Origin of the sequence: Afipia sp. Root123D2, assembly GCF_001425835.1 — a bacterium.
Lineage (GTDB): Bacteria > Pseudomonadota > Alphaproteobacteria > Rhizobiales > Xanthobacteraceae > Afipia.
Genome location: NZ_LMDP01000001.1, coordinates 1,243,237 through 1,268,570 on the forward strand (window position 1 = coordinate 1,243,237; position 25,334 = coordinate 1,268,570).

Sequence of the window (25,334 nt, forward strand, 5' to 3'; positions counted from 1 at the left end):
CGATGGAGCAGGGGGACAATGACGCGCCGGTGGTTTATCTCCACGAGATTCGCCGCCAGTATCTGCAGGGCGACGACACGCTGACGATTCTGGATGGCGCCAAGCTCGGGCTGTGGGCCGGACAGTCGGTGGCGCTGGTGGCGCCGTCGGGCACTGGCAAATCGACCTTGCTTCATGTCGCCGGACTGCTGGAGCAGCCCGACGACGGCGAGGTCTATATCGGCGGCATGGCGACCTCCGGCCTGTCGGACGCCGAGCGCACCCAGATCCGCCGCACCGAGATCGGCTTCGTCTATCAGTCGCATCGTTTGCTGCCGGAATTCACCGCGCTGGAAAACGTCATGATGCCGCAGTTGATCCGCGGCCTGTCACGTCGCGAGGCATCGCAGCGGGCGCGGGAAATCCTCGCCTATCTCGGCCTCGGCAAGCGCATCACTCACCGGCCGGCGGAATTGTCGGGCGGCGAACAGCAGCGCGTCGCCATCGCCCGCGCGGTGGCCAACGCGCCGCGCGTGTTGCTGGCGGACGAGCCGACCGGCAATCTCGATCCGCACACGGCGGACCATGTGTTCAATGCCTTGATGCAGATCGTGCGGGCGACGCAGGTGGCGATGCTGATCGCCACCCACAACATGGACCTCGCCGCGCGGATGGATCGCCGCGTGTCGCTGGCGGACGGTCAGGTCATCGAACTCGATTAGGGTTATTCCCGGCGGGTCTGGACGAGAGCGCCTGCTATCGGGAAGATGAACCATGCCATTCGAAGCGCAAGACCCCAAATTCGATGAGCGCGTGCGAGCGAGCTTCGCTCGTCAGCGGGTGATGCAGACCCTCGGTATCGAGATTGTGCGTCTCGTGCCCGGCGAGATCGAACTCGCCATGGCTTTTAACGCTGCCTACACCCAGCAGCATGGCTTCACCCATGCCGGCATCATCTCGACAGCGATGGACAGTGCCTGCGGCTACGCCGCGTTCTCGCTGATGCCGCCGGATGCGGCGGTGCTGACGGTTGAATTCAAGATCAATCTGCTCGCGCCGGCGGCGGGCAAGGGATTCCTGTTTCGGGGGCGCGTGATCAAGCCGGGGAAGACGCTCACGATCTGCGATGCAGAGGCCTTCGCAGTCACGGACAAGCCTGAGCCGCGCCTGATCGCCACGATGACGGGCACCTTGACGGCGGTTCACGACCGTCAGGGCGTCTCGCAGTAGGGCGGTTTCCGAAAGATGCGCGACCGCTCATCGAGAGCGGTGGCGCTCAGTACTGGCGGCGATGGCGCCGCTCGACGCGCGGCTCTTCATAGACCGGATAGAACGGATCGCGATAGCAGGACGCCGCGCGACCGGACGCAGACATCTTGCACTGCTCCATCGTCGAATAGGCGCATTCCTTGTAGGACGTCGGGCCGTATTGCTCGAGGCAGTAGGGATAGTCGCGCGCTGCAGCCGGGGAAGCTCCCGCGAGCGAAACCAGAATGACCGGCAGGGCGGCGAAAAGCGCAGTGCGCATGGGTGTCTCCGTGGATTCTCATGTGACGCGGAGCTGGCTGGCGTCACGCGTTGCCGCCGGAGCGGCAGAAAGGCTCCGGTCGTTCAGTACGATCGATGGTGGCGCTGGCGATGGTGGCGCGGCTTTCTCGGCCGCTCCTGGGCATATCCGGTGAAGAACGGGTTGCGCTCGCAATAGGCATAGCGGCCAGAGGCCGTGGCCATGCACTGTCGATAGCTATCGAAGCTGCAATCACCCAGCCCCATATAATCCGCGCCATTGATACAGAACGGATAGTCGCGTGCCGCGGCCGGCGTGGCGTTGATCGCCGTCAGCGTGCCGATCGCCATGAGTGCAAACAACAGGGTGCGCATCTTTTTCTCCTTGGGGAACTGCCCCAACGTTTCATTGTCTCTGGAACCCGTTGCGCGGTTCAACGTCAACACACGTTGGCGCGACCGGATCGCATCAATAGGCTGATTCCCGAGATATACGTTTTGTTAGCCTTCTTTGTTCCCCGTCGCCAACCGTCCTTGACTTTGAGAACAGAAAGAGAACAATGTTCCTACTATGTTCTAGTCGAGTCCACCGGCGTTGGCCGGGCGTTCACCCCTAGGGAGGTCGATATGTTGAAGACGTTCGTCGAAGAGGCTGCATCGCTGACGTCCATCATCCTGTTCGTTGGAACCGTCGCGGTTTGGGCACAGGTCATTCCACAACTGTGAGGACTGCTGTCGTCGGCCGGCATTTGGCCGCATGTTGCGCATCGCGCAATCTGACGTTGGGGAAAAGGATGACAGATGCGTTCCCCGGCGTCGCGAACGTGGACACAGAGGGGCGTGGCGTCCACCATTGACTGGCCGAGTCGGCGGCTGCGTGCCCGGTCGGTTCACCTGTCACCCACACTGATCTGTTGCAGAGCCCCATGCCGAACCTCGGTTTCGTCCACCTTCACGTCCATTCGGCCTATTCGCTGCTGAAAGGCGCGATGACCATCAAGAAGCTGGGCGATCTGGCCAAGGCCGATCACCAGCCGGCGCTGGCGTTGACCGACATCGACAACATGTTCGGCGCGCTCGAATTCTCCGACAAGATGGCGGGCTCCGGCATCCAGCCGATCGTCGGCTGCGCGCTGGCGGTCGATTTCGGCGATCAGGACCCCAATGCGCGCAATGCGGCGCTGACGACACCGGCGCGGATCGTGCTGCTGGCGATGCGAGAGGCCGGCTACCGGGCGCTGATGCATCTCAATTCCCGCGCCTTCCTGGAAACGCCGGTCAATCAGGTGCCCCATATCAAGATCGAGTGGCTCGAAGGCGCCACCGACGATCTGATCGCGCTGACCGGCGGCCCCGAGGGACCGATCTCGCTGGCGCTCGCCGCCGATCATGCTGCGCTTGCGGCGTCACGCTGCGATCGTTTGCAGGCGCTGTTCGGCGACCGGCTCTATATCGAGTTGCAGCGCCACGGCCTCGATGTCGAGCGGCGGGTCGAAGGCGCGCTGATCGACATGGCCTATGCGCGCGGGTTGCCGCTGGTCGCGACCAACGAGCCGTATTTCGCGACCGCCGACGACTACGAGTCCCATGACGCGCTGCTGTGCATCGCCGGCGGACGGCTGGTCGCCGAGACCGACCGCTATCAGTTGACGCCCGACCATCGTTTCAAGAGCCGCGCCGAAATGGCGGTGCTGTTCGCCGATCTGCCGGAGGCGCTGGCCTCGACGGTGGAGATCGCGCAGCGCTGCTCGTTCCGCCCGAAGACCCGCAAGCCGATCCTGCCGCATTTCACCGTCGGCAGCGAACATGCCGACGACCCGTCCGCCGCCGAGGCCGCCGAACTGCAGCGACAGGCCGAGGAGGGGCTGGCGCGCCGGCTCGCCGCGCACGGCGTCGCGCAAGGGCAGAGCGAAGAAGACTACCGCCAGCGTCTCGTCTTCGAGCTCGACGTCATCACCCGCATGAAATATCCGGGCTACTTCCTGATCGTGTCGGACTTCATCAAGTGGGCGAAGTCGAAAGGCATTCCGGTCGGACCGGGGCGTGGTTCGGGCGCGGGCTCGCTGGTCGCCTACGCTCTCACCATTACCGACCTCGATCCGTTGCGCTTCGGACTGCTGTTCGAGCGCTTCCTCAATCCCGAGCGCGTGTCGATGCCGGACTTCGACATCGACTTCTGTCAGGATCGCCGCGTCGAGGTGATCCATTACGTGCAGGAGCGCTACGGCCGCGAGCAGGTCGGGCAGATCATCACCTTCGGCACCTTGCAGGCGCGCGGCGTGCTGCGCGACGTCGGCCGTGTGCTGCAGATGCCTTACGGGCAGGTCGACAAGCTCACCAAGCTGGTGCCGCAAAACCCGGCCGCGCCGGTGACGCTTGCCGCCGCCATCGCCAGCGAGCCGAAGCTGCAGGCGTTCCGCGACGAGGATCCGGTGGTGGCGCGCGCTTTCGATATCGCCCAGCGCCTCGAAGGCCTGACCCGCCACGCCTCGACCCATGCGGCGGGCATCGTGATCGGCGACCGGCCGCTGTCCGAACTGGTACCGATGTATCGCGATCCGAAATCGGACATGCCGGTCACCCAGTTCAACATGAAATGGGTCGAACCCGCGGGCCTCGTGAAGTTCGACTTCCTCGGCCTCAAGACGCTGACCGTGCTCGATGTCGCGGTGAAGCTGCTCAAGCAACGCGACGTCGAAATCGATCTGGCTCATTTGCCGCTGGACGACAAGCCGACCTACGAAATGCTGTCGCGCGGTGAAGTGGTCGGCGTGTTCCAGGTTGAAAGTCAGGGCATGCGCCGCGCGCTGGTCGATATGCGGCCGGACCGTCTGGAGGACCTGATCGCGCTGGTCGCGCTCTATCGTCCGGGCCCGATGGCGAACATCCCGACCTACTGCGCGCGCAAGCACGGCGACGAAGAGTCGGAATATATGCATCCGATGCTTGAGCCGATCCTCAAGGAAACCTTCGGCGTCATCATCTACCAGGAACAGGTGATGCAGATCGCGCAGGTCATGGCGGGCTACTCGCTCGGCGACGCCGACCTGCTGCGCCGCGCGATGGGCAAGAAGATCCGCGCCGAGATGGACAAGCAGCGTGCGATCTTCGTCGCCGGCGCAGTAAAGAACAACGTCAGCAAGGGGCAGGCGGAGACGATCTTCGAACTGCTCGCCAAGTTCGCGGACTACGGCTTCAACAAGAGCCACGCGGCGGCCTACGCGCTGGTGTCGTACCAGACGGCGTACATGAAGACGCACTATCCGGTGGAGTTCATCGCTGCGTCGATGACGCTCGACATGAACAACACCGACAAGCTGTCCGAATTCCGCGCCGAGGCGCAGCGGCTCGGCATCAAGGTCGAGGCCCCGTCGATCAATCTGTCGGGCTCCACCTTCGAGGTTCGCGACGGCACGATCTATTACGCGCTCGCCGCGCTGAAAGGCGTGGGCGGGCAGGCGGTCGATATGCTGGTGGAGGCGCGCGCCGGCGGCGCTTTCACCTCGCTCGCCGATTTCGCCTCACGGGTGTCGCCGCGCGCGATCAACAAGCGTGTGCTGGAAAGTCTCGCGGCGGCAGGCGCGTTCGATTGCCTCGATCCGAACCGCGCGCGGGTGTTCGCCGGCGCCGACGCCATTCTCGCCGCATGCCAGCGCCAGCATGAAGCCTCGACCAGCGGGCAGAACGACATGTTCGGCGGCATGGCCGACGCGCCCTCGATCATGCTGCCGGCGATCGAGCCGTGGCTGCCGGCCGACAAGCTGCGCCGCGAATACGACGCCATCGGCTTTTTCCTCTCGGGCCATCCGCTCGACGATTACGCCACAGCGCTGAAGCGGCTGCGGGTTCAGTCGTGGGCTGAGTTCTCGCGCGCGGTCAAAACCGGCGCAACCGCGGGCAAGGTTGCCGCCACGGTGGTGTCGCGCATGGAGCGCCGCACCAAGACCGGCAACAAGATGGGCATCATGGGCCTGTCCGATCCGACCGGCCATTTCGAGGCGGTGCTGTTCTCGGAAGGCCTCGCCCAGTTCCGCGACGTGCTCGAACCCGGCACGGCGGTGCTGTTGCAACTCGGCGCCGAGTTGCAGGGCGAGGAGGTGCGTGCGCGCATTCTTCACGCCGAGCCGCTCGATGCCGCGGCGGCGAAGACGCAAAAGGGCCTGCGTATTTTCGTGCGCGACGACAAGCCGCTGGAGTCGATCGCCAAGCGGCTGGAAGGCGGCGGTTCGGGCCAGCCGCGACCGAACTCGACGCCGGTTGCCGGTGGGGAGGGCGAGGTCACGCTGGTGATGATGCTCGATCTCCAGACCGAGGTTGAAATGAAACTGCCGGGCCGCTTCAAGGTGTCGCCGCAGATTGCAGGCGCCATCAAGGCGGTCAGCGGCGTGGTGGACGTCCAGTCCGTCTGATCCGGCCGGGCGGTGCGACATTTGCGCCGCCGCCTTGCGCGGTCTCGCCTTAATCCCAACGTTTTTCGTTCAAGTCATGTTCATCCGGCAACCGGCTGAATGTGACGTTGTATTTTCAATGCCGAACGGACGGGACAACCATGCGCTTGGCCAGATCGTTTTCGATATTTTCTCTCGGCGTCCTGCTTGCGGGACCGATTGCGATGCACCCGCGCAGCGCCTCCGCGCAGACGCCCGATGCGCAGAAGGAAGAAAAGCGCATCGCGCTTGTCATCGGCAATAGCGCCTATGCCAAGGAACCGCTGGCCACCGCCGCGAACGACGCCGGCCTGATCGCGCAGACCCTGCAGGCGGCGGGCTTCGATGTCACCGGCGCGCGCGATCTCGACGGCAATACGCTGCGCACCACCTTCCGCGATTTCGTCAAGAAGGCCGAGGAGTCCGGTCCCGACACGGTCGCGATGGTCTATCTCTCCGGCTACGCGATGCAGCTCGCCGGCGAGAACTATTTCATTCCGGTCGACACCACGATCACCCGCGACACCGATATTCCGATCGAGGGATTGCGGCTCGGCGATTATATGCGCCAGCTCTCGGCGCTGCCGCTCAAGGTCAGCGTGTTCGTGGTTGATGGTGCGCGCGAGCAGCCGTTCATCGAGGGCGGCCAGCAGATCGCCAGCGGTCTCGCGCTGGCCGAGCCCGATCCGAAAATGCTGATTGCCTTCAACGCCGCTCCGGGCACGGTTGCTCCGGAAGAGGAGGGGCCATACGGCGCTTACGCGCAGTCGCTGGCGGAGATGATCCGCACCGGCGGCTTGCCGCTGACCGAGGTGTTCGACCGCGTGCGGTTGCGCGTCAACGAGAACACCAAGGGCGGACAGGTGCCTTGGGACACCCAGAAGGTCGATGCGCAATTCATGTTCTTCGACCGCGCACCCGACGCGCCGGCGCCGGCCGAGCCTGACCGGAGGGCGGCATTGCGCGACAAGCCGATCAAGGATCTCGGCGCGTCGGACGCCTACACCGCCGCGCTCGGGCGTGACACCATTCAGGGCTACGAGGATTTCCTCGGCGCCTATCCGGACGATCCGATGGCCAAGCGGGTGAGGGCGATCACGGCGGCGCGCCGCGAAGCGATCACCTGGCGGCGGACCTATCGCGCCGACACGCCCGATGCCTACTGGTCGTATCTGAAGCGCTATCCGAATGGGCCGCATGCCGCCGACGCGCGCCGCCGTCTGGCGATTCTGGCTGCCGCGCTCGAACCGCCGCCGTCGTTCACGGTGATGGATTACGATCTTCCGCCGCCGCCTCCGGAGGAGATCGTTTACATCGACCGTCCGGTGCTGATGTTCAGCGATCCGTATTTCGACTTCGCGCCGCCGCCACCGCCGCCGGTGTATTATCTGCCGCCGCCGCCGCTGGACTTCATCGACCTGGCGCCACCGTTGGTGGCGGTCGGCCTGTTCATCCTGCCGCGGCCGATCTTTGTGCCGATCCCGATCTATGTGCGTCCGCCGCGCTATCTCCGGCCGCCGCGCAACAACATCATCTTCAACAACATCCATAACGCACGGGCGATCCAGACCATCAACCGGCCGGGGCAGGGCTTTGTCAGGCCCATCGCCAATGGCCGTCCGGTGCCGGTGATCGCCAATCCGAAAGCAGCGTTGCCGCGAAACGCCGAGCGCGTTGGACCGGCATTGCCGAAGGCCGTGACGCAACGGGCGAACCTGATCCGGCAGGGCAAGGCTCCGGTGCCGCCCAGCGCGTCAATCCGCCCGGCGGTCGCAACCGCGCCGGCGGACCGCTCCGTCACGCCGCGTGGACCGCGCGGTCCGCGCGGACAACGGGGTCCGAACGGACAGCGTGGACCGAACGAACAACGCGGGCCGAACGCCAGCCCGGCGCCGGGACCCGGTGCGCCGCCTTCGGCTGCGCGCCCCGGTCAGCCTTTGCCGAGCCAGCCTTCACCTAATCAGCCTGCCGTGGTCAGGCCGGGCCAGCCGACTCCGGCACAGCCCGGACAGGCCGGCCGGACTCCGGGACGCGACCTGCCGAAGGCAAACACGCTTCCGGTGCCGGGTGCGAAGGGCGCCCCGCCGGCTCTCGACAGGCGGCCCGGTCCGGCTGTTGGCGGCCCGGCTGGCCGTGGCCCTGATCGTGGTCCCGATGCGCGGGGCCCCGGGCGGGATCGCCCCGACCGTCAACCGCCGGGCGTAGCACCTGCGAAGCCCGCCGCTCCGGGGGCGGCCGGTCCGGCTGCGACACCGCGGCCTGGCCCAGCGGTCACTGCGCCGTCGCGCCCGGTTCCGCCGCCGAAACCAGCCGCCACGCCGCGTCCGGCTCCGCCGCCGCAGACCCATCGGCCGGGACCGCCGCCGCGGGTCGCGCCGCCGCGGGCTGCACCATCGCGAGTTGCACCGCCCCCGCGCGCTGCGCCTCCGCGAGCAGCACTGCCTCCGCGCGCAGCACCTCCGCGAGCAGCCCCGCCGCCGCGTATGGCTCCGCCACCGCGTATGGCTCCGCCACGAGCACCTCCGCCGCGCATGGCCCCGCCACGCCCGGCACCGGCCGCGCGACCGGCTCCGCCGCCAAGAATGGCGCCTCCGCGCGCGGCTCCCCGGCCTGCCGCTCCGCCGCGGCCTGCGCCTGCAGCCCGGGCGGCCCCGGCCAAGCGGTGCCCACCCGGCGCAGCGAAATGCTAGATTTATACCGGCCGGACCTCATGGTCCGGCCGGTATTTTTCGCGCCCCGGACAGCCGGATAAGGCCGGAAATCCTTGCTTCGCGCCGGGGCCGAAGCTATAAGCGCGCCATCTCACACGGAAGCATGGCTCTAAAAGGCCGTCCGGTGGCAGCCGGGACGCAAGTTTTCGATTCGATTCTTGCGATTCGTCCTGCTCACACGCTTCCGGAGGAACAACCGGAGAACTGAACAATGGCGCTACCCGACTTCTCTATGCGTCAGCTTCTTGAAGCTGGCGTTCACTTCGGCCACCAGTCCCACCGATGGAATCCGAAAATGGCGGATTACATCTTCGGTGCACGCAACAACATTCACATCATCGACCTCGCCCAGACCGTGCCGCTGCTTCATCGCGCGCTGCAGGCTGTCAGCGACACCGTCGCCAAGGGCGGCCGCGTGCTGTTCGTCGGCACCAAGCGTCAGGCCCAGGACGGCGTGGCGGAAGCGGCCAAGCGTTCGGCGCAGTATTTCGTCAACTCGCGCTGGCTCGGCGGCACGCTGACCAACTGGAAGACCGTATCCGGTTCGATCAAGCGTCTGCGCCAGCTCGAAGAAATGCTCGGCTCCGGCGAGGGCAATCAGTACACCAAGAAAGAGCGCCTGACGCTCACCCGCGAACGCGACAAGCTCGACCGTTCGCTCGGCGGCATCAAGGACATGGGCGGTTTGCCCGACCTGATCTTCGTCATCGACACCAACAAGGAAGACATCGCGATCCAGGAGGCCAACCGCCTCAACATCCCGGTGGCGGCGATCGTCGATACCAATTCGGACCCGAAGGGCATCTCCTACGTGGTGCCAGGCAATGACGACGCCGGCCGTGCGATCTCGCTGTACTGCGACCTCATCGCTCGTGCGGTGATCGACGGTATTTCGCGCGCCCAGGGCGGCTCGGGTGTCGACGTCGGTGCGATGTCCAACCCGATTCCGGAAGTTGTCGAAGCGGCTCAGCCGAAGGGCTTCCAAGGTCTCGCCGGTCCGCGTGGCGTCGCCGACGATCTCAAGAAGCTGCCGGGCGTTTCCGGCGCGATCGAAAAGAAGCTCAACGATCTTGGCGTCTTCCACTTCTGGCAGATTGCCGAACTCGACCATGCGGCCGTCCACAAGATCGGCGAAGAAGTCGGCCTGCCGGCCCGCGCCGATGGCTGGGTTGCCAAGTCGAAAGAACTGACCGCCGAAGCCGAGTAACGGCTCACGCGATTTGCGCGGCCGGGATCGCCCCGGCCGCGGATTCATCCGAACACTTCGATTTTGGATTCCCGATGGGAATCCCGCACGCGGACAGGGCTTCATAGCCCGCGATCCGGCTCAGGGCCGGCCCCGCGCTGCCCGACAGGCAAAGGACATCCGACGATGGCAACGATCACAGCAGCAATGGTCAAGGATCTGCGCGAGAAGACCGGCGTAGGCATGATGGATTGCAAGCAGGCGCTCAACGAAACCAACGGCGACATGGACGCCGCGGTGGACTGGCTGCGCAAGAAGGGTCTGTCGAAGGCCGCCAAAAAGGCCGGCCGCGTTGCCGCCGAGGGCCTGATCGGCGCGGTGGTGTCCGGCACCAAGGGCGTTGTCATCGAAGTGAATTCCGAAACCGATTTCGTTGCGCGCAACGAGCAGTTCCAGGGCCTCGTCAAGATGATCGCGCAGGTCGCGCTCAAGGCCGGCACGGACGTCGAGCAGATCAAGGCGGCGAAGGTTGGCGATGTCACCGTCGATCGCGCCATCACCGACGCCATCGCCACCATCGGCGAGAACATGACGCTGCGCCGTGCCGCCGAATTGTCGGTCAAGGACGGCGTTGTTGCGAGCTATGTCCATAACGCGGTGATCGACGGTCTCGGCAAGATGGGCGTGATCGTCGCGCTGGAATCGACCGGCGCCAAGGATGAGCTTGCGACTCTCGGCCGCCAGATCGCGATGCATGTCGCGGCCTCGAACCCGCAGGCGCTGGACGCCGCCGGTCTCGATCCGCAGGTGGTCGCCCGCGAAAAGGACGTGCTGGCCGACAAGTACCGTCAGCAGGGCAAGCCGGATGCGATGATCGAGAAGATCGTCGAATCGGGCCTGAAGACCTACTACAAGGAAGTGACCCTGCTCGAGCAGCCTTTCATCCATGACAGCGGCAAGACCGTTGCCCAGGCTGTGAAGGAAGCTGAGGGCAAGGTCGGCGCGCCGGTGAAGATTGCCGGATTTGTGCGCTATGGTCTGGGCGAGGGAATCGAAAAGCAGGATTCCGATTTCGCCGCTGAAGTCGCCGCCGCCGCCGGGCAGAACTGACCGGAGGTTTTAACGGCGGCTCCGGCCATCTATCTTTTGTCTGAGCGTGGTACCTTCCGAAAGCCGGAACCGGCCCTTCGGGATCATGCTCCAGGGAAGCGATCGCATCATGGGTGAGCCGCCGGTCTATCGTCGTGTTGTGGTCAAGCTGTCCGGCGAGTACCTCGCTGGCAGCCAGTCCTTCGGCATCGACCAGCCCACCATCGACCGCATCGCCGGCGACCTGATCGCCGCCAGCGAACTTGGCGTCGAGATCGCCGTCGTCGTCGGCGGCGGCAACATCTTCCGCGGTGTCGAAGTCTCCTCGCGCGGCGTGTCGCGCCCGACCGGCGACACCATGGGCATGCTCGCCACGGTCATGAACTGCCTCGCGCTGGAATCAGCCTTGTCGCGCAAGGGCAAGTCGTCGCGGACTCTGTCCGCCTTCGTCATGCCGCAGGTCTGCGAACTGTTCACCCGCGGCGCAGCCCATCGCTATCTCGCCGAAGGCAAGATCATCCTGCTCGGCGGCGGTACCGGAAATCCGTTTTTCACCACCGACACCACGGCCGTGCTGCGGGCGGCCGAAATCGGCGCGCAGGCGGTGCTGAAAGCGACCAATGTGGACGGCGTCTACAGCGCCGATCCGAAGACCGACAAAACCGCCAAGCGCTTCGAACGCCTCAGTCATTCGCAGGCGCTCGCGGGCGGTTACAAGGTCATGGATGCGACGGCGTTCGCGCTTGCCCGCGAAACCTCGTTGCCTATCATCGTTTTTTCCATCGCCGAGCCGGGTTCGATCGGCGCGATATTGAGCGGCAACGGCACGGGTACGATCGTTGCCGGTTGAGTAACAGGAGCACGTCATGGCGTCGGACACTTTTGACATCAACGATTTGAAGCGCCGCATGGACGGCGCGGTTGCATCGCTGAAGCACGAGCTCGGTGGGCTGCGCACCGGACGCGCAGCGATTTCGATGCTCGAGCCGGTGCAGGTCGAGGCCTACGGCAGCCACATGCCGCTCAACCAGGTTGCGACCGTGAGCGTGCCCGAGCCGCGCCTGTTGTCGGTGCAGGTGTGGGACAAGTCGATGGTCAAGGCGGTCGAGACCGCGATCGTCAATTCCAATCTCGGCCTCAGCCCCGCGACCGAGGGCCAGGTCATTCGCCTGCGGATTCCTGAGCTGAACGAGGAACGCCGCAAGGAACTGGTGAAGGTCGCGCATAAATACGCCGAAGCCGCGCGCGTCGCCGTGCGTCACGTTCGCCGTGACGGTCTTGATGTCGTCAAGAAACTCGAAAAGGATCACAAGATCTCCGAGGACGATCACGAGCGTCATTCGGGCGAGGTTCAGAAAGCGACCGATGCCACGATCGCGGACATCGACAAGTTGCTTGGGACCAAGGAAAAAGAAATCCTCACCGTTTAAGAGATCGCCCGAATGTCGAATGGCGCCATGCCCAACACCGATGGAGCGGCCGGAACCGGCGCGCCGCGGCATGTCGCGATCATCATGGATGGCAACGGCCGGTGGGCGGCGGCGCGCGGTCTGCCGCGTGCGGAAGGCCATCGCCGTGGCGTCGAGGCGTTGCGCAAGGTGGTGCGCGCGTCGCACGAACTCGGCATTTCCTATCTGACGATTTTCTCCTTCAGCTCCGAGAACTGGTCGCGCCCGGCGACCGAGATCGGCGATCTGTTCGGGTTGCTGCGCCGTTTCATCCGCAACGATCTTGCCACGCTGCACAGCGATGGCGTGCGGGTGCGGATCATCGGTGAGCGCGCCGGACTGGAGCCCGACATCTGTGCGCTGCTGAAAGAGGCCGAGGATCTGACGCGCGACAACACCCGTCTCACGCTGGTGGTCGCATTCAACTACGGCTCGCGGCAGGAAATCGCCAACGCCGCGCAGCGCCTCGCGCAGGAAGTCGCCGACGGCAAGCGCGATGCGTCGAGCGTCACGGTGGATGCGATTGGCCAGTATCTCGACGCGCCGGACATTCCCGATCCCGATCTCATCATCCGCACCAGCGGCGAGCAGCGGCTGTCGAATTTCCTGATGTGGCAGGCCGCCTACAGCGAACTGGTGTTCGTGCCGGTTCATTGGCCGGACTTCGACAAGGCCGCGCTCGAAAGTGCGATTGCCGAATACGCTACCCGCGAGCGCCGGTTCGGCGGTCTGGTCGCAAAGACCGGCTCGTGACCAATCCCGATCCTGACAAGCTGACCGCGCCGGCGCAGGGCAGGGCGCCGAGCAATCTCGTGATGCGGATCGCGGCCGCGGCCGTGCTGGCGCCGCTTGCGATTGCCATTGCCTGGGCAGGCGGCTGGTTGTGGGCGCTCCTGGTGATCGCCGCGGCGGTCGGCCTCTACGTTGAATGGCTGCTGATCGTGAACGCGACGCAGGACCGTCGCGCGATGATCGTTGGTGTCGCGGCGCTGGTGATTGCCGGATTCTCAATCGCCTGTGGCTATGCCGGCGGCGCGCTGGCGGTTGTGGCTGCCGGCATCGTCGTGGTCGTGGTCGCGGTGGCGTCGGCGGAAGGCCAGGCGTGGAACGCAACAGGCTTGCTGTATGCGGGCGCGGCGCTGCTCGCGGCGATCCTTGTCCGGCTCGACCCGGTGATGGGATTCACCGCGCTGATGTTCACGCTGCTCGTGGTGTGGGTCACCGACATCGGCGGCTATTTCGCAGGCCGTGGCATCGGCGGACCGAAACTGTGGCCGCGCGTGTCGCCGAACAAGACCTGGGCGGGCGCGATTGGCGGCCTGGTTTTGAGCATCGCCGTCGCGATCACTTTTGCGCTGCTCGGTTTCGGCAAGCTGACCTCGTCGGTGGCGCTGGCGACGGTGCTGTCGGTGGTGTCGCAGCTCGGCGACCTGTTCGAGTCCGCCGTGAAACGCCGGTTCGGCGTCAAGGATTCGAGCCGGATCATTCCGGGACATGGCGGATTGCTCGACCGCCTCGACGGCTTCGTGGCGGCGATCGTGATCGCGGCTCTGATCGGTTTTTTGCGCGGCGGCGTCGATGGCGTCGGCCGTGGTTTCATGGTTTGGTGACGGGATGAATGCTGTTCCATTGCGTAACGACAAGGCCGTCAACGGCCATGTCAGACAGGTGACGGTGCTGGGCGCGACCGGTTCGATCGGCGCCAGCACGATGGATTTGATCCGTGCGACGCCCGAGAAATATCAAGTCGCGGCGCTGACGGCGAACACCGACGTTGAGGGTCTCGCAAAACTCGCGCGTGAATTCGGCGCACGCTTTGCCGCCGTCGCCGATCCCTCGCGGCTCGGTGAACTGCGCGCGGCGCTCGATGGCAGCGGCATCGAAAGCGGCGCGGGCGAAAGCGCGATCATCGAAGCGGCGCAGCGCGCGTCGGACTGGGTGATGGCGGCGATCAGCGGCGCGGCGGGTCTGCGGCCGGCGCTCGCAGCGGTCGATCGCGGCGCGACGATCGCGCTCGCTAACAAAGAGTGTCTGGTGTGCGCCGGCGACTTCTTCATGTCGCGCGCGGCGAAAGCACAGGCCTGTATCCTGCCGGCGGACTCCGAACACAACGCGCTGTTTCAGGCGCTCGGCTCCGGCAATCGCGATGAACTCACGCGCGTCATCATCACCGCGTCCGGCGGTCCGTTCCGCACATGGTCGGCGGCGGACATCGAGAACGCAACGCTGGAGCAGGCGCTCAAGCATCCGAACTGGAGCATGGGGCAGAAGATCACCATCGATTCCGCGTCGATGATGAACAAGGGCCTCGAGGTGATCGAAGCATCGTATCTGTTCGCGCTGTCGCCGGACGAGATCGACGTGCTGGTTCATCCGCAATCGATCGTGCACGGCATGGTTGAGTTCGCCGACCGTTCGGTGGTGGCGCAATTGGGCGCGCCCGACATGCGCACGCCGATCGCGCATTGCCTCGGCTGGCCGGATCGCATTTCGGGCCGCGCCGCGGCGCTCGATCTGGCGAAGATCGGACAACTCACATTCGAAGCGCCGGACTACGAACGCTTTCCCGGTTTGCGGCTCGCTTACGATGCGCTGCGTGCGGGGAAGGGCGCGACGACGGTTTACAACGCCGCCAATGAAGTGGCGGTCGCGGCATTCATTAGCGGTAAAATCCGGTTCGGCGGTATTGCGAGGTTGGTTGAAGGAACGCTCAACGCAGCGGCGCGCGACGGTTCCGCGCAAGGACCTGCGACGGTGGAAGATGCGCTTTCTATTGACCATAACGCGCGAAATATCGCCGCCACCCTCTTGCCTCAAATAGCCTTAAAGGCATCCTAGAGGATTGGGGACGAGCTTTCCGGTTCGGATGACGAGGGACGACGAGTGGATTTTTTTCTGAACGGTTTCAGCACGTTGAGTCACGGCCTGATCGGCTACGTCATTCCCTTCCTGTTCGTGCTGACCATCGTTGTGTTCTTTCATGAACTCGGCCACTTCCTGGTGGCGCGCTGGGCCGGTGTTAAGATTCTGACGTTCTCTCTCGGCTTCGGTCCGGAACTCGTCGGCTTCAACGACCGCCACGGCACACGCTGGAAAATTTCCGCGATTCCGCTCGGCGGCTACGTCAAATTCTTCGGCGACGAAACCGAGGCCAGCACGCCGTCGTCGGATGCGTTGGCGGCGATGAACGCCGAGGAGCGCAAAGGCAGTTTCCATCACAAGAAGGTCGGGCCGCGGGCAGCCATCGTCGCGGCGGGACCGATTGCGAATTTCATTCTCGCCATCGTCATTTTCGGTTGCCTGTTCACGTTCTTCGGCAAGCCGAGCACCACCGCCCGGGTCGATCAGGTCCAGGCCGGCAGCGCCGCGGCGGCCGCAGGCTTCAAGCCGGGCGACACGGTTACGGCGATCGACGGCCAGACCATCGACAATTTCACCGAGATGCAGCGCATCGTCTCCGCCAGCGCCGGAACCAAGCTGGTGTTCTCGGTCAAGCGCGACGGGGCGTTGGTATCCTTGGACGCCACGCCGGAACTTCGCGAGATCAAGGACAGCTTCGGCAACGCCCATCGCGTCGGCATCCTCGGGATCACCCGGGCCACGACGCCGGGCGAGGTGGGAACTGAACGTGTGAATCCGGCGACCGCTTTTTGGCTGGGCGCCAAGGAGACCTGGTTCGTCGCCAAGAGCACGCTGGTTTATATCGGGGATATTTTCACCAGGAAGGCGAGCGCCGATCAGGTCGGCGGACCGATTCGCATCGCCCAGATCTCGGGGCAGGTGGCGACCTTCGGGATTTCGGCCCTGATTCACCTCGCCGCGGTACTATCGGTCTCGATCGGTCTGCTGAACCTGTTCCCGGTGCCGATGCTCGATGGCGGACACCTTCTCTTCTACGCGGTGGAGGCGATCCGGGGCCGGCCGCTGTCGGAAAAGTCACAGGAAATGGGGTTTCGGGTGGGTTTGGCCCTTGTCCTCATGCTGATGGTTTTCGCCACGTACAACGACATCCTGCACCTGGCCAAATCCTGATCTCCCGGTCTAGCGTGGCTATTGAGCAACGTACTGTTAAGAAATTGAAATCGCGCTGCGAAATGACGTTTGCCCAACTGGCAAAATTGTCTACAAGCGGGGCAATGTTTGGGAATCTCCCGGCCTGTCACAGGGCTGGCTCTGGAATGATAAGGGCGCTTGGCGGATGCGAATCGGAATGAACGTTCTAAAGGGCGGTTTCGCCGCTGCCCTGATCATGTTCGCTTTGCCCGCCGCGACCGTGGCGACCGCGACGCTGACGGCCACGCAGGCTCAGGCTCAGACTGCCGCGTCGATTGGCGTCGAGGGTAATCGCCGTATCGAAGCCGACACCATCCGCTCCTATTTCCGGCCCGGCCCGGGCGGCCGCCTCGGCCCCGTCCAGATCGATGACGGCCTGAAGGCGCTGATCCAGACCGGCCTGTTCCAGGACGTCCAGATTCAGCATCGCGGCGGCCGGCTGGTCGTGGTCGTGGTCGAGAACCAGGTCATCAATCGCGTTGCCTTCGAGGGCAACAAGAAGATCAAGGACGAGCAGCTCCAGGCTGAAATCCAGTCCAAGCCGCGTGCCGCCTTGTCGCGCGCGACGGTGCAGTCCGACACCCAGCGCATCACCGAAATCTATCGCCGCAGCGGCCGCTACGACGTGAGCGTGGTGCCGAAATACATCGAGCAGCCGAACAACCGCGTTGACCTCGTGTTCGAAGTCACCGAGGGGAAGAAGACCGGCGTCGAGTCGATCGAGTTCGTCGGCAACAAGGCATTCTCGGGCTATCGCCTGCGCGACGTCATCAAGACCCGCGAGACCAATCTTCTGAGCTTCCTCTCCTCGGGCGACGTCTACGATCCGGATCGCGTCGAGGCTGACCGCGACCTGATTCGCCGCTACTACCTGAAGAACGGCTACGCCGACGTTCAGGTGGTCGGCGTGCTGACCGAGTATGACCCCGCCAAGAGGGGCTTCATCGTCACCTTCAAGATCGAGGAAGGCCAGCAGTACCGCGTCGGATCGGTCGATTTCCAGACCACCATCCCGTCGCTGGACGCCAACTCGTTCCGCGGCCTGTCGCGCGTCAGCGTCGGATCGGTTTACAACGCCGAAGCCATCGAGAAGTCGGTCGAGGAAATGTCGATCGAGGCCTCGCGCCGCGGCTATGCCTTCGCGAGCGTCAAGCCGCGCGGCGAGCGCAATTTCGAGCAGCACACCGTTTCGATCGTTTTCTCGGTCGATGAAGGCCCGCGGGTCTACATCGAGCGCATCAATATCCGTGGCAATACCCGTACCCGCGATTACGTGATCCGCCGCGAGTTCGATATCGCCGAAGGCGACGCCTACAACCGCGCGCTGGTTGATCGCGCCGAGCGCCGCCTCAAGAACCTCGACTTCTTCCAGTCGGTGAAGATCACCCAGGAGCCGGGCTCGTCTCCCGACCGCATCATCCTGAATGTCGATCTCGAGGAAAAGTCCACCGGCGACTTCTCGGTGTCCGGCGGTTACTCGACGTCTGACGGCCTGCTGGGCGAAGTCAGCATCGCCGAACGCAACCTTCTGGGCCGCGGCCTCTACGCCAAGGCGGCCGTGCAGTATGGCCAGTACGCCCGCGGTTACTCGCTGTCGTTCGTTGAGCCTTACCTGTTCGGCTACCATGTCGCGCTGGGCATGGACCTCTATCAGCGCCAGCAGCTCTCGAACAACTACATCTCGTACGACAGCAAGACGCTCGGCTTCAGCCCGCGCCTCGGCTTCCAGCTTCGCGAAGACCTCGCGCTGCAGGTGCGTTACTCGATCTCGCGCCAGGAAATCACGCTGCCGAGCAACCTGACCAACTGTAACCTGAACCCGGCCAATCCAGTCCTGCCGGTGTTCGGACCTCCGGACTGCTTGGCGGACGGTGAAGCCTCGATCCCGATCAAGATGGAGTTGGCGCAGGGCCCGGTCCTGACCTCGTCGGTCGGTTATTCGCTGGTCTACAACACCCTCGACAACAACAAGAACCCGAACTCCGGCTTCCTCGTCACCTGGGCTCAGGACTTCGCTGGCGTCGGCGGCGACGTGAAGTACATCAAGTCGACCATTGATGCGAAGTACTACGCTCCGATCGTGTCGGACATCGTCGGCCTGCTGCGCTTCCAGGGCGGCATGTTGAACGACTGGGGTGACAACGGCCTGCGCATGCTGGATCACTTCCAGATGGGTCCGAACCTCGTCCGCGGCTTCGAACCGCTCGGCATCGGCCCGCGCGACCTCGGGAGCACCACGCAGGACGCGCTCGGCGGCACCAAGTATTGGGGCGTCACCGCCGAACTGCAGATGCCGTTCTGGTTCCTGCCCAAGGAAGTGGGCCTGAAGGGTGCCGTCTTCGCCGATGCCGGCTCGCTGTATGACTATAAGGGTCCGCAGTGCTGGGCCGAGATCGGGCAGTGCATCACGGCTGACAATGAAAACGTCATCCGCTCCTCGGTCGGTGTTGGCCTGATCTGGCAGTCGCCGTTCGGTCCGCTGCGCTTCGACTACGCGGTGCCGCTCAGCAAAGGCAAGAACGACCGCGTGCAGGAGTTCAGATTCGGCGGCGGAACCTCGTTCTGAGGTTGACCTGAGAGCGAAATCGGCAAAAGTAGATGCCGGTTCCGCGGTTGGACTGTCCCCAATCGCTTGATTTTACGCATTTTATCCGGCGGCCGGTTTCCGGTCGCCGGACGATGTTTTAAGCCTGATCGCAGCGGGTGGCATGGCGCAGCCGACGTTTTTCAAGCAGCCTTTGAAGCTGACGCTGGCCGAGATTGCCGCGCTGACGGGCGCGCGTCTGGCTGACCCAGCACGGGCCGACCGCGCCATCAGCGATCTCGCCCCCCTCGATCTCGCCGGTCCGATGCACCTGGCGTTCTTCGACAATAAGAAATACGCCGACGATCTGGCCCGGTCCCATGCCGGCGCCTGTCTCGTGACCGAGAAGCTGGAGGCAAGCGTTCCGCCCCGGATCGCGGCGCTCACGGTGGCGAACCCCTATGCGGCGTTCGTCCAGATCGCCCGCGAGCTTCATGCCGACAGCCTGCGGCCGGCCTCGTCGTTCGACACCGACGGGATCGCGCCATCTGCGATCATCCATCCGGGGGCCCGTCTGGAGGACGGTGTGACCGTCGATCCGCTCGCGGTGATCGGTCCCGGCGTCGAGATCGGATCGGGCACGGTGATCGGAGCGGGCGCCGTGATCGGTGCCAATGTCAGGATCGGCCGCGATTGCAGCATCGGCCCCGGCGCGACCGTTCTGCATGCCTTGATCGGTAACAACGTCATCATCCATCCCGGCTGCCGGATCGGGCAGGACGGCTACGGTTTCGTTCCGGGGCCGGAGGGTCACCTCAAGGTTCCACAGACTGGCCGCGTCCTGATCCAGAACGATGTCGAGATCGGCGCCGGAACGACGGTCGACCGCGGCGCACTGCGCGACACCGTGATCGGCGAGGGCACCAAGATCGATAATCTGGTCCAGATCGGCCACAACGTCATGATCGGGCGGCGCTGCATCATCGTCAGCCAGAGCGGAGTCGCCGGCAGTTCGACGCTCGGCGACGGCGCGGTGCTCGGCGCACGGGTTGGCGTCAGCGATCACGCCAGGATCGGCGCAGGCGCGCAGCTTGCCGCGCGTTCCAGCGTGGTCGGCGAGATTCCGGCCGGCGCGCGCTTCGGCGGCTCGCCGGCGAAGCCGATCAAACAATTTTTCCGCGAACTGTTCGAGGTCGAGCGGCTCGGCCGCTCGGGCGTCTCGGGCCATGCAAAGGCGACGGTGAAACTGCGCGAGGGTGAAGGACAAGACTGATGGAGCATCCGGTCCCCGAAGGGGAGATCACAGATTATCCGGTCACGATTGAAGCGGCGGAGATCGACGTCATCCTCAAGACGTTGCCGCATCGCTTTCCGTTTCTGCTGATCGATCGCGTTATCGACATTCGCGGCGACTATGCGGGCATTGGCGTCAAGAACGTCACGGTCAACGAGCCGCAATTCCAGGGGCACTTCCCGAACCGGCCGATCTTCCCCGGCGTGCTGATGATCGAAGGCATGGCGCAGACCGCAGGCATCATCGGCATGTTGTCGGCGACGGAGACCCAGCGCCCGACGGCGGTCTATTTCGTCACCATCGACAAATGCAAATTCCGCACGCCGGCGCTGCCCGGCGACACCATTTTTTACCACATGCGCCGCATCAACCGGAAACGCGCGATCTGGTGGTTTCACGGCCAGGCCAAGGTCAACGGCAAGGTCGTCGCGGAAGCCGAGATCGGCGCGATGCTCGCGGACTGAGGTTGGCGGCCGCCGTTTCAAGTCATGATACGTAACAAATCATGACCACACCGGCGGCTGGGATCACGTACATCCAGACCGTATTGCGGATGATTTTGAATCGGCTTTCAGCCGCCGAACGGCACTGACGAGAGGACCAATGAAGAATATAGATCCCACCGCGCGGGTTGAAGATGGCGCGGTGATTGGCGACGGCGTCTCGATCGGCCCGTATTGCCTTGTCGGTCCCGACGTGGTCATCGGCGCCAACACGAAGCTCGTCTCTCACGTCAATGTCACCGCGCGCACGACGATCGGCGAGAACTGCACGATCTATCCGTTTGCCTCGCTGGGCACGCCGCCGCAGATATCGAACTACGCCGAAATCCCGACGCAACTCGTGATCGGAAACAATTGCGTCATCCGCGAAGGCGTCACGATGAATTGCGGCTCGGTCAAGGGCGGCGGCATCACCCGCGTCGGCGATCGCGGTTTCTTCATGAACAATGCCCATGTCGGCCACGACTGCATCGTCGGGAACGATGTGGTGTTTGCGACATCGGCGACGCTCGGCGGCCACTGCGAGATCGGCAATTATGTTTTCATGGGCGGGCTCACCGCCGCCCATCAGTTCGTCCGCATCGGACCGCAGGTGATGGTCGGAGGACTCTGCGCGGTGCGCAACGACGTCATTCCCTATGGATTGGTGAGCGGCGACTACGCGCATCTCGAGGGGCTGAACATTGTCGGGATGCGGCGGCGGCAGTTCACCCGTGAGCGCCTGAAGGCGATCCGCGCATTTTATCAGAAGCTGTTCCATGGACGCGGCGTGTTTGCCGAGCGGCTGGTCAAGCTCCAGCCTCTCGGTGCAACCGACCCCGCGATTGCGGAAATCCTGGCCTTTATCGCTGCGGACCGGCGGCGCTCTCTCTGTCTGCCGGCCGAGCAACACGACCACGCCTGACCTCTCCGGACACACCATGACCGATCAGGTTGCCGACATCTCGTCTCCCATCGGACTGATCGCGGGTGGCGGCGTGCTTCCGTTCGCGGTGGCGGAGTCGTTGAGCGCGCGCGACGTCACGCCGGTGCTGTTTCCGCTCAAGGGGTTTTGCGATCCGGAGCAGGTCAATCGCTTTCGCCACCGCTGGGTCGCGCTCGGCCAGTTCGGCAAGATGATGAGCGCGATGCGCAGCGAAGGCTGCCGCGACATTGTTTTCATCGGATCGCTGGTGCGCCCGGCGCTGTCCGATTTGCGGCTCGACTGGAAAACCATCCGGCTCATCCCGACCATTGTGAAAGGTCTGCGCGGCGGCGACGATCATATGCTCTCCGCCACGGCGGACATGTTCGAGCGCGACGGCTTCCGGCTGCTCGGGCTGCACGACGTCGCGCCGGATCTGTTGATGCCGGAAGGCTGCGTGACGTTCGCCAAACCCGACGACGCGGCGCTGTCGGACATTGCCATGGGCCGTGACGTGCTGCGCGCCACCGGGCCGTTCGACATCGGGCAGGGCGCGGTCGTGATCGATCGTCACATCGTCAGCCTCGAGGATATCGGCGGCACGGACAGCCTGCTGGCGCGCGTCGCAGGGCTGCGCGAGGAGGGCCGCCTGCGCGCGAAACCGGGACGCGGCGTGCTGGTGAAGGCGCCCAAGCCCGGGCAGGACCTGCGGTTCGATCTGCCGGCGCTGGGGCCGCGCACCGTCGCTGGTGCCGCTGCAGCGGGCCTTGCGGGCATCGCCATCGCCGCCGGACATTCGGTGGTCGCCGAACCGCAGGCGATGATCGAGGCCGCCGACAAGGCGGGCCTGTTCGTCATTGGGCTGCCGGCGTGACCGGCCCCGGCGAGCCGCGTGCCGCGCCACTAACGGTCTTCATGATCGCGGCGGAGGAATCCGGCGACCGGCTCGGCGCCGCGCTGATGGCCAGCCTCAACGCACGTCTTGGCGGCGGCGTGGCGTTTGCCGGTATCGGCGGCCGCGCCATGGGCCTGCAAGGATTGGTCTCGCTATTCCCGATCGAGGAATTGTCGATCATCGGCTTCGCGGCGGTGGCCCAGCGGCTGCCGATGCTCCTGCGTCGCATCCGCGAGGCGGCGGATGCCGTGCTCATGGCCAAACCCGACGTGCTCGTCATCATCGACAGTCCGGATTTCACCCACCGGGTGGCGCGGCGCGTGCGCGCCCGCGATCCGTCGATCCCGATCGTCAACTACGTGTCGCCGACGGTGTGGGCGTGGCGGCCGGGGCGTGCGAAGGCGATGCGCCGTTATGTCGATCACGTGCTGGCGCTGCTGCCGTTCGAACCGCAGGAGCATCGCACCCTCGGCGGGCCGCCCTGCACCTATGTCGGCCATCCGCTGATCGAACAACTCGATACGCTGCGGCCGGATTCTGATGAGCAAGCGCGGCGCGATGCCCAGCCGCCGGTTCTGCTGGTGCTGCCCGGCAGCCGGCGTGGTGAAATCCGCCATCACATGGCGCCGTTCGGCGAAACCCTGAGGCAACTGGCGGCGCAGGGCGTGGCGTTTGAAGCGGTGTTGCCGACCATGCCGCATCTGGTCGAGACGGTGACAGCCGCCGCCGCGGCCTGGCCGGTGCCGCCGCGCATCGTCGTCGGCGAGGAGGCCAAGCGCGCCGCGTTCCGCATCGCGCGTGCGGCGCTCGCCAAATCGGGCACCGTCACACTCGAACTGGCGCTGTCGGGCGTGCCGATGGTCACGGCCTATCGTGGCGGCGCAGTTGAAGCATGGATCGCGCGGCGCGTGGTGCGGGTGTCGTCGATCATTCTCGCCAATCTCGTGATCGGCGAGAATGTGATTCCGGAATTCCATCAGGAGGAATGTTCGGCGCCTCATCTCGCGCCCGCATTGCGCGAGATTCTGGCCGACACGCCGCAACGCCGTCGTCAGGTCGAGGCGTTCGCGCGCCTTGACGGCATGATGGCGACCGGCAAACCGCCGAGCGAAGCGGCGGCGGATGTCGTGATCGAGGTGCTGGAGCGGAACGCGGGGTGATGTGGGCGCTTTAAGAAGCGCCGCTGTCTCGTCAAACACAATGTCGTCACCGGCCCTGTGCCGGTGATCCCGCTTAGGTAAAGCACGTGCCTTCCTACGCGGGATGCCCGGGACAAGCCCGGGCACGACATCGAAAGTGGAGTGCTTTCCGAGAATGGTTGCCCCTCATGGTGAGGAGCACAAACAGAACGGCCGGTGCAAAAGCACCGGCCGTTCTGCATTTTCAGAGCCGTGAAAATTACTTGCGCGACGACAGCGGCATGTAATCGCGGCGGGTGGCGCCGGTGTAGAGCTGGCGCGGACGGCCGATCTTCTGCTGCGGGTCCTCGATCATCTCGCTCCACTGGCTGATCCAGCCGACGGTGCGGGCGACCGCGAACAGCACGGTGAACATCGAGGTCGGGAAGCCCATCGCCTTCAGCGTGATGCCCGAATAGAAATCGACGTTCGGATAGAGCTTGCGCTCGACGAAGTAAGGATCGTGCAGCGCGATCTTTTCGAGCTCCAGCGCGACTTCCAGCAGCGGGTCGTTCTGGTGCCCGGTTTCCTTGAGCACCTTGTGGCACATCTGCTGCATGATCTTCGCGCGCGGGTCGTAGTTCTTGTAGACGCGATGACCGAAGCCCATCAGGCGGACGTTGGAATTCTTGTCCTTCACCTTCTCGATGAACTCGGGAATCTTGTCGACGGTGCCGATCTCGGCGAGCATCGCGAGCGCAGCTTCGTTGGCGCCGCCATGCGCCGGGCCCCACAGGCAGGCGATGCCGGCGGCGATGCAGGCGAACGGGTTGGCGCCAGACGAACCGGCGATGCGCACGGTCGAGGTCGAGGCGTTCTGCTCATGGTCGGCGTGGAGGATGAAGATCTTGTCCAGCGCCTCGGCCATGACCGGGTTGATCTTGAACTCCTCGCACGGCACCGCGAAGCACATCTGCAGGAAGTTCTCGGCGAAGCCGAGCGCGTTCTTCGGATACACGAACGGCTGGCCGACCGTATATTTGTAGGCCATCGCGGCCAGCGTCGGCACCTTGGCGATCATGCGCATCGAGGCGACCATGCGCTGGTGCGGATCGTTGATGTCGGTCGAGTCGTGATAGAAGGCAGCGAGCGCGCCGACCGAGGCGACCATGATCGCCATCGGGTGAGCGTCGCGGCGGAAGGCCTGGAAGAAGCGGGCCATCTGCTCGTGCACCATGGTGTGGTGCGTGACGCGATAGTCGAAATCCTTTTTCTGCGCGTCGGTCGGCAGTTCGCCGTACAGCAGCAGGTAACAGGTCTCGAGGAAATCGCCTTTTTCGGCGAGCTGTTCGATCGGATAACCGCGATACAGCAGAACGCCTTCGTCGCCGTCGATGTAGGTGATCTTGGACTCGCAGCTTCCCGTCGAGGTGAAGCCGGGATCGTAGGTGAACATGCCGGTCTGGGCATACAGCTTGCTGATGTCGATAACGTCCGGCCCGATCGTTCCGCTTTTCACCGGGAATTGCGCGGACTTGCCGTCCGCGGTCAGCGTTGCGGTTTTCTGGTTGGTTTTTGCATCCATCGTAAATGTCCCCGATGACAGGAGGGCAGGGCGGACGAGGAGGTCGTCTTGCCATATATGGCGCGGCAAGCTCCGGTCCAGATGAGGTCAGCAGGATGGGTAGCTCATTGGC

The 25,334-nt window shown here is 64.6% G+C and carries 21 protein-coding genes; 18 read left to right on the forward strand and 3 right to left on the reverse strand.

The window, feature by feature from the left end; genetic code table 11:
* Window positions 1-2 precede the first annotated feature (2 nt).
* Window positions 3-701, forward strand: coding sequence for an ABC transporter ATP-binding protein (locus tag ASC80_RS06155; protein WP_056295675.1), 699 nt, complete (start codon window positions 3-5; stop codon window positions 699-701).
* Window positions 702-753: 52 nt separating this feature from the next.
* Window positions 754-1,209: a PaaI family thioesterase gene (locus tag ASC80_RS06160; RefSeq protein WP_056293979.1), complete on the forward strand. Its 456-nt coding sequence runs from the start codon at window positions 754-756 to the stop codon at window positions 1,207-1,209.
* Between the two features lie 46 nt (window positions 1,210-1,255).
* Here the strand turns inward: ASC80_RS06160 and ASC80_RS06165 are convergent, their stop codons facing one another.
* Both ASC80_RS06165 and ASC80_RS06170 read right to left on the reverse strand, forming a co-directional pair.
* Complete coding sequence (locus ASC80_RS06165) at window positions 1,256-1,507, reverse strand: DUF3551 domain-containing protein (protein ID WP_056293982.1); 252 nt, start codon at window positions 1,505-1,507, stop codon at window positions 1,256-1,258.
* An 83-nt stretch (window positions 1,508-1,590) separates the two neighbouring features.
* Window positions 1,591-1,860, reverse strand: coding sequence for a DUF3551 domain-containing protein (locus tag ASC80_RS06170; protein ID WP_056295677.1), 270 nt, complete (start codon window positions 1,858-1,860; stop codon window positions 1,591-1,593).
* Between the two features lie 551 nt (window positions 1,861-2,411).
* Here ASC80_RS06170 and dnaE point away from each other — a divergent pair.
* From dnaE to lpxB, 16 genes are all read left to right on the forward strand, one after another.
* Window positions 2,412-5,894: a DNA polymerase III subunit alpha gene (gene dnaE / locus ASC80_RS06175; protein WP_056293984.1), complete on the forward strand. Its 3,483-nt coding sequence runs from the start codon at window positions 2,412-2,414 to the stop codon at window positions 5,892-5,894.
* A 140-nt stretch (window positions 5,895-6,034) separates the two neighbouring features.
* Window positions 6,035-8,602, forward strand: coding sequence for a caspase family protein (locus ASC80_RS06180; protein WP_056293987.1), 2,568 nt, complete (start codon window positions 6,035-6,037; stop codon window positions 8,600-8,602).
* Window positions 8,603-8,834: 232 nt separating this feature from the next.
* Window positions 8,835-9,830 (forward strand): 30S ribosomal protein S2, encoded by a 996-nt coding sequence (locus ASC80_RS06185; RefSeq protein WP_056293990.1) that lies wholly within the window; start codon window positions 8,835-8,837, stop codon window positions 9,828-9,830.
* A 165-nt stretch (window positions 9,831-9,995) separates the two neighbouring features.
* Window positions 9,996-10,919, forward strand: coding sequence for a translation elongation factor Ts (gene tsf / locus ASC80_RS06190; RefSeq protein ID WP_056293991.1), 924 nt, complete (start codon window positions 9,996-9,998; stop codon window positions 10,917-10,919).
* A 109-nt stretch (window positions 10,920-11,028) separates the two neighbouring features.
* Entirely contained in the window at window positions 11,029-11,748 is a 720-nt protein-coding gene (gene pyrH, locus ASC80_RS06195; protein WP_056295679.1) for a UMP kinase, read from the forward strand.
* A gap of 16 nt (window positions 11,749-11,764) precedes the next feature.
* Complete coding sequence (gene frr, locus ASC80_RS06200; protein ID WP_056293994.1) at window positions 11,765-12,328, forward strand: ribosome recycling factor; 564 nt, start codon at window positions 11,765-11,767, stop codon at window positions 12,326-12,328.
* Window positions 12,329-12,340: 12 nt separating this feature from the next.
* Window positions 12,341-13,099, forward strand: a complete 759-nt coding sequence (locus ASC80_RS06205; protein WP_056293997.1) for an isoprenyl transferase — start codon at window positions 12,341-12,343, stop codon at window positions 13,097-13,099.
* Window positions 13,096-13,956 carry a phosphatidate cytidylyltransferase gene (locus tag ASC80_RS06210; protein WP_502690934.1) on the forward strand — a complete coding sequence of 287 codons (861 nt, stop codon included), beginning with the start codon at window positions 13,096-13,098 and terminating at the stop codon, window positions 13,954-13,956. Before ASC80_RS06205 ends, ASC80_RS06210 begins: the two co-directional genes overlap by 4 nt.
* 4 nt (window positions 13,957-13,960) lie before the next feature.
* Window positions 13,961-15,184: a 1-deoxy-D-xylulose-5-phosphate reductoisomerase gene (dxr, locus tag ASC80_RS06215; RefSeq protein ID WP_056295685.1), complete on the forward strand. Its 1,224-nt coding sequence runs from the start codon at window positions 13,961-13,963 to the stop codon at window positions 15,182-15,184.
* A gap of 45 nt (window positions 15,185-15,229) precedes the next feature.
* Window positions 15,230-16,378, forward strand: coding sequence for an RIP metalloprotease RseP (gene rseP / locus ASC80_RS06220; RefSeq protein WP_056294000.1), 1,149 nt, complete (start codon window positions 15,230-15,232; stop codon window positions 16,376-16,378).
* Window positions 16,379-16,544: 166 nt separating this feature from the next.
* Window positions 16,545-18,965, forward strand: coding sequence for an outer membrane protein assembly factor BamA (gene bamA / locus ASC80_RS06225; protein ID WP_056294004.1), 2,421 nt, complete (start codon window positions 16,545-16,547; stop codon window positions 18,963-18,965).
* Window positions 18,966-19,107: 142 nt separating this feature from the next.
* Entirely contained in the window at window positions 19,108-20,196 is a 1,089-nt protein-coding gene (gene lpxD / locus ASC80_RS06230; protein ID WP_056294007.1) for a UDP-3-O-(3-hydroxymyristoyl)glucosamine N-acyltransferase, read from the forward strand.
* Window positions 20,196-20,681 carry a 3-hydroxyacyl-ACP dehydratase FabZ gene (gene fabZ / locus ASC80_RS06235; RefSeq protein ID WP_056294010.1) on the forward strand — a complete coding sequence of 162 codons (486 nt, stop codon included), beginning with the start codon at window positions 20,196-20,198 and terminating at the stop codon, window positions 20,679-20,681. The genes lpxD and fabZ overlap by 1 nt, the downstream gene beginning before the upstream one ends.
* Window positions 20,682-20,820: 139 nt before the next feature.
* The gene (gene lpxA, locus ASC80_RS06240) at window positions 20,821-21,624 is read left to right on the forward strand and encodes an acyl-ACP--UDP-N-acetylglucosamine O-acyltransferase (RefSeq protein WP_056294011.1); all 804 of its coding nucleotides are present in this window, start codon (window positions 20,821-20,823) and stop codon (window positions 21,622-21,624) included.
* 16 nt (window positions 21,625-21,640) lie between these two features.
* On the forward strand, window positions 21,641-22,498 hold the full coding sequence (locus tag ASC80_RS06245; protein WP_056294013.1) for an LpxI family protein: 858 nt from the start codon (window positions 21,641-21,643) through the stop codon (window positions 22,496-22,498).
* Window positions 22,495-23,679, forward strand: coding sequence for a lipid-A-disaccharide synthase (lpxB, locus tag ASC80_RS06250; RefSeq protein WP_283805036.1), 1,185 nt, complete (start codon window positions 22,495-22,497; stop codon window positions 23,677-23,679). Before ASC80_RS06245 ends, lpxB begins: the two co-directional genes overlap by 4 nt.
* Window positions 23,680-23,917: 238 nt before the next feature.
* Here the strand turns inward: lpxB and gltA are convergent, their stop codons facing one another.
* Window positions 23,918-25,222, reverse strand: coding sequence for a citrate synthase (gene gltA / locus ASC80_RS06255; protein ID WP_056294015.1), 1,305 nt, complete (start codon window positions 25,220-25,222; stop codon window positions 23,918-23,920).
* Between the last annotated feature and the right edge of the window lie 112 nt (window positions 25,223-25,334).

What these genes read in the sequence shown, in the direction of transcription:
- dnaE (WP_056293984.1), top strand. Translation starts at nt 2,412, where the DNA reads ATGCCGAACCTCGGTTTCGTCCACCTTCACGTCCATTCGGCCTATTCG.
- ASC80_RS06155 (WP_056295675.1), top strand. Translation starts at nt 3, where the DNA reads ATGGAGCAGGGGGACAATGACGCGCCGGTGGTTTATCTCCACGAGATT.
- ASC80_RS06160 (WP_056293979.1), top strand. Translation starts at nt 754, where the DNA reads ATGCCATTCGAAGCGCAAGACCCCAAATTCGATGAGCGCGTGCGAGCG.
- ASC80_RS06180 (WP_056293987.1), top strand. Translation starts at nt 6,035, where the DNA reads ATGCGCTTGGCCAGATCGTTTTCGATATTTTCTCTCGGCGTCCTGCTT.
- bamA (WP_056294004.1), top strand. Translation starts at nt 16,545, where the DNA reads ATGCGAATCGGAATGAACGTTCTAAAGGGCGGTTTCGCCGCTGCCCTG.
- ASC80_RS06245 (WP_056294013.1), top strand. Translation starts at nt 21,641, where the DNA reads ATGACCGATCAGGTTGCCGACATCTCGTCTCCCATCGGACTGATCGCG.
- fabZ (WP_056294010.1), top strand. Translation starts at nt 20,196, where the DNA reads ATGGAGCATCCGGTCCCCGAAGGGGAGATCACAGATTATCCGGTCACG.
- ASC80_RS06205 (WP_056293997.1), top strand. Translation starts at nt 12,341, where the DNA reads ATGTCGAATGGCGCCATGCCCAACACCGATGGAGCGGCCGGAACCGGC.
- lpxA (WP_056294011.1), top strand. Translation starts at nt 20,821, where the DNA reads ATGAAGAATATAGATCCCACCGCGCGGGTTGAAGATGGCGCGGTGATT.
- tsf (WP_056293991.1), top strand. Translation starts at nt 9,996, where the DNA reads ATGGCAACGATCACAGCAGCAATGGTCAAGGATCTGCGCGAGAAGACC.
- gltA (WP_056294015.1), bottom strand. Translation starts at nt 25,222, where the DNA reads ATGGATGCAAAAACCAACCAGAAAACCGCAACGCTGACCGCGGACGGC.
- ASC80_RS06165 (WP_056293982.1), bottom strand. Translation starts at nt 1,507, where the DNA reads ATGCGCACTGCGCTTTTCGCCGCCCTGCCGGTCATTCTGGTTTCGCTC.
- lpxD (WP_056294007.1), top strand. Translation starts at nt 19,108, where the DNA reads ATGGCGCAGCCGACGTTTTTCAAGCAGCCTTTGAAGCTGACGCTGGCC.
- ASC80_RS06185 (WP_056293990.1), top strand. Translation starts at nt 8,835, where the DNA reads ATGGCGCTACCCGACTTCTCTATGCGTCAGCTTCTTGAAGCTGGCGTT.
- pyrH (WP_056295679.1), top strand. Translation starts at nt 11,029, where the DNA reads ATGGGTGAGCCGCCGGTCTATCGTCGTGTTGTGGTCAAGCTGTCCGGC.
- ASC80_RS06170 (WP_056295677.1), bottom strand. Translation starts at nt 1,860, where the DNA reads ATGCGCACCCTGTTGTTTGCACTCATGGCGATCGGCACGCTGACGGCG.
- frr (WP_056293994.1), top strand. Translation starts at nt 11,765, where the DNA reads ATGGCGTCGGACACTTTTGACATCAACGATTTGAAGCGCCGCATGGAC.
- dxr (WP_056295685.1), top strand. Translation starts at nt 13,961, where the DNA reads ATGAATGCTGTTCCATTGCGTAACGACAAGGCCGTCAACGGCCATGTC.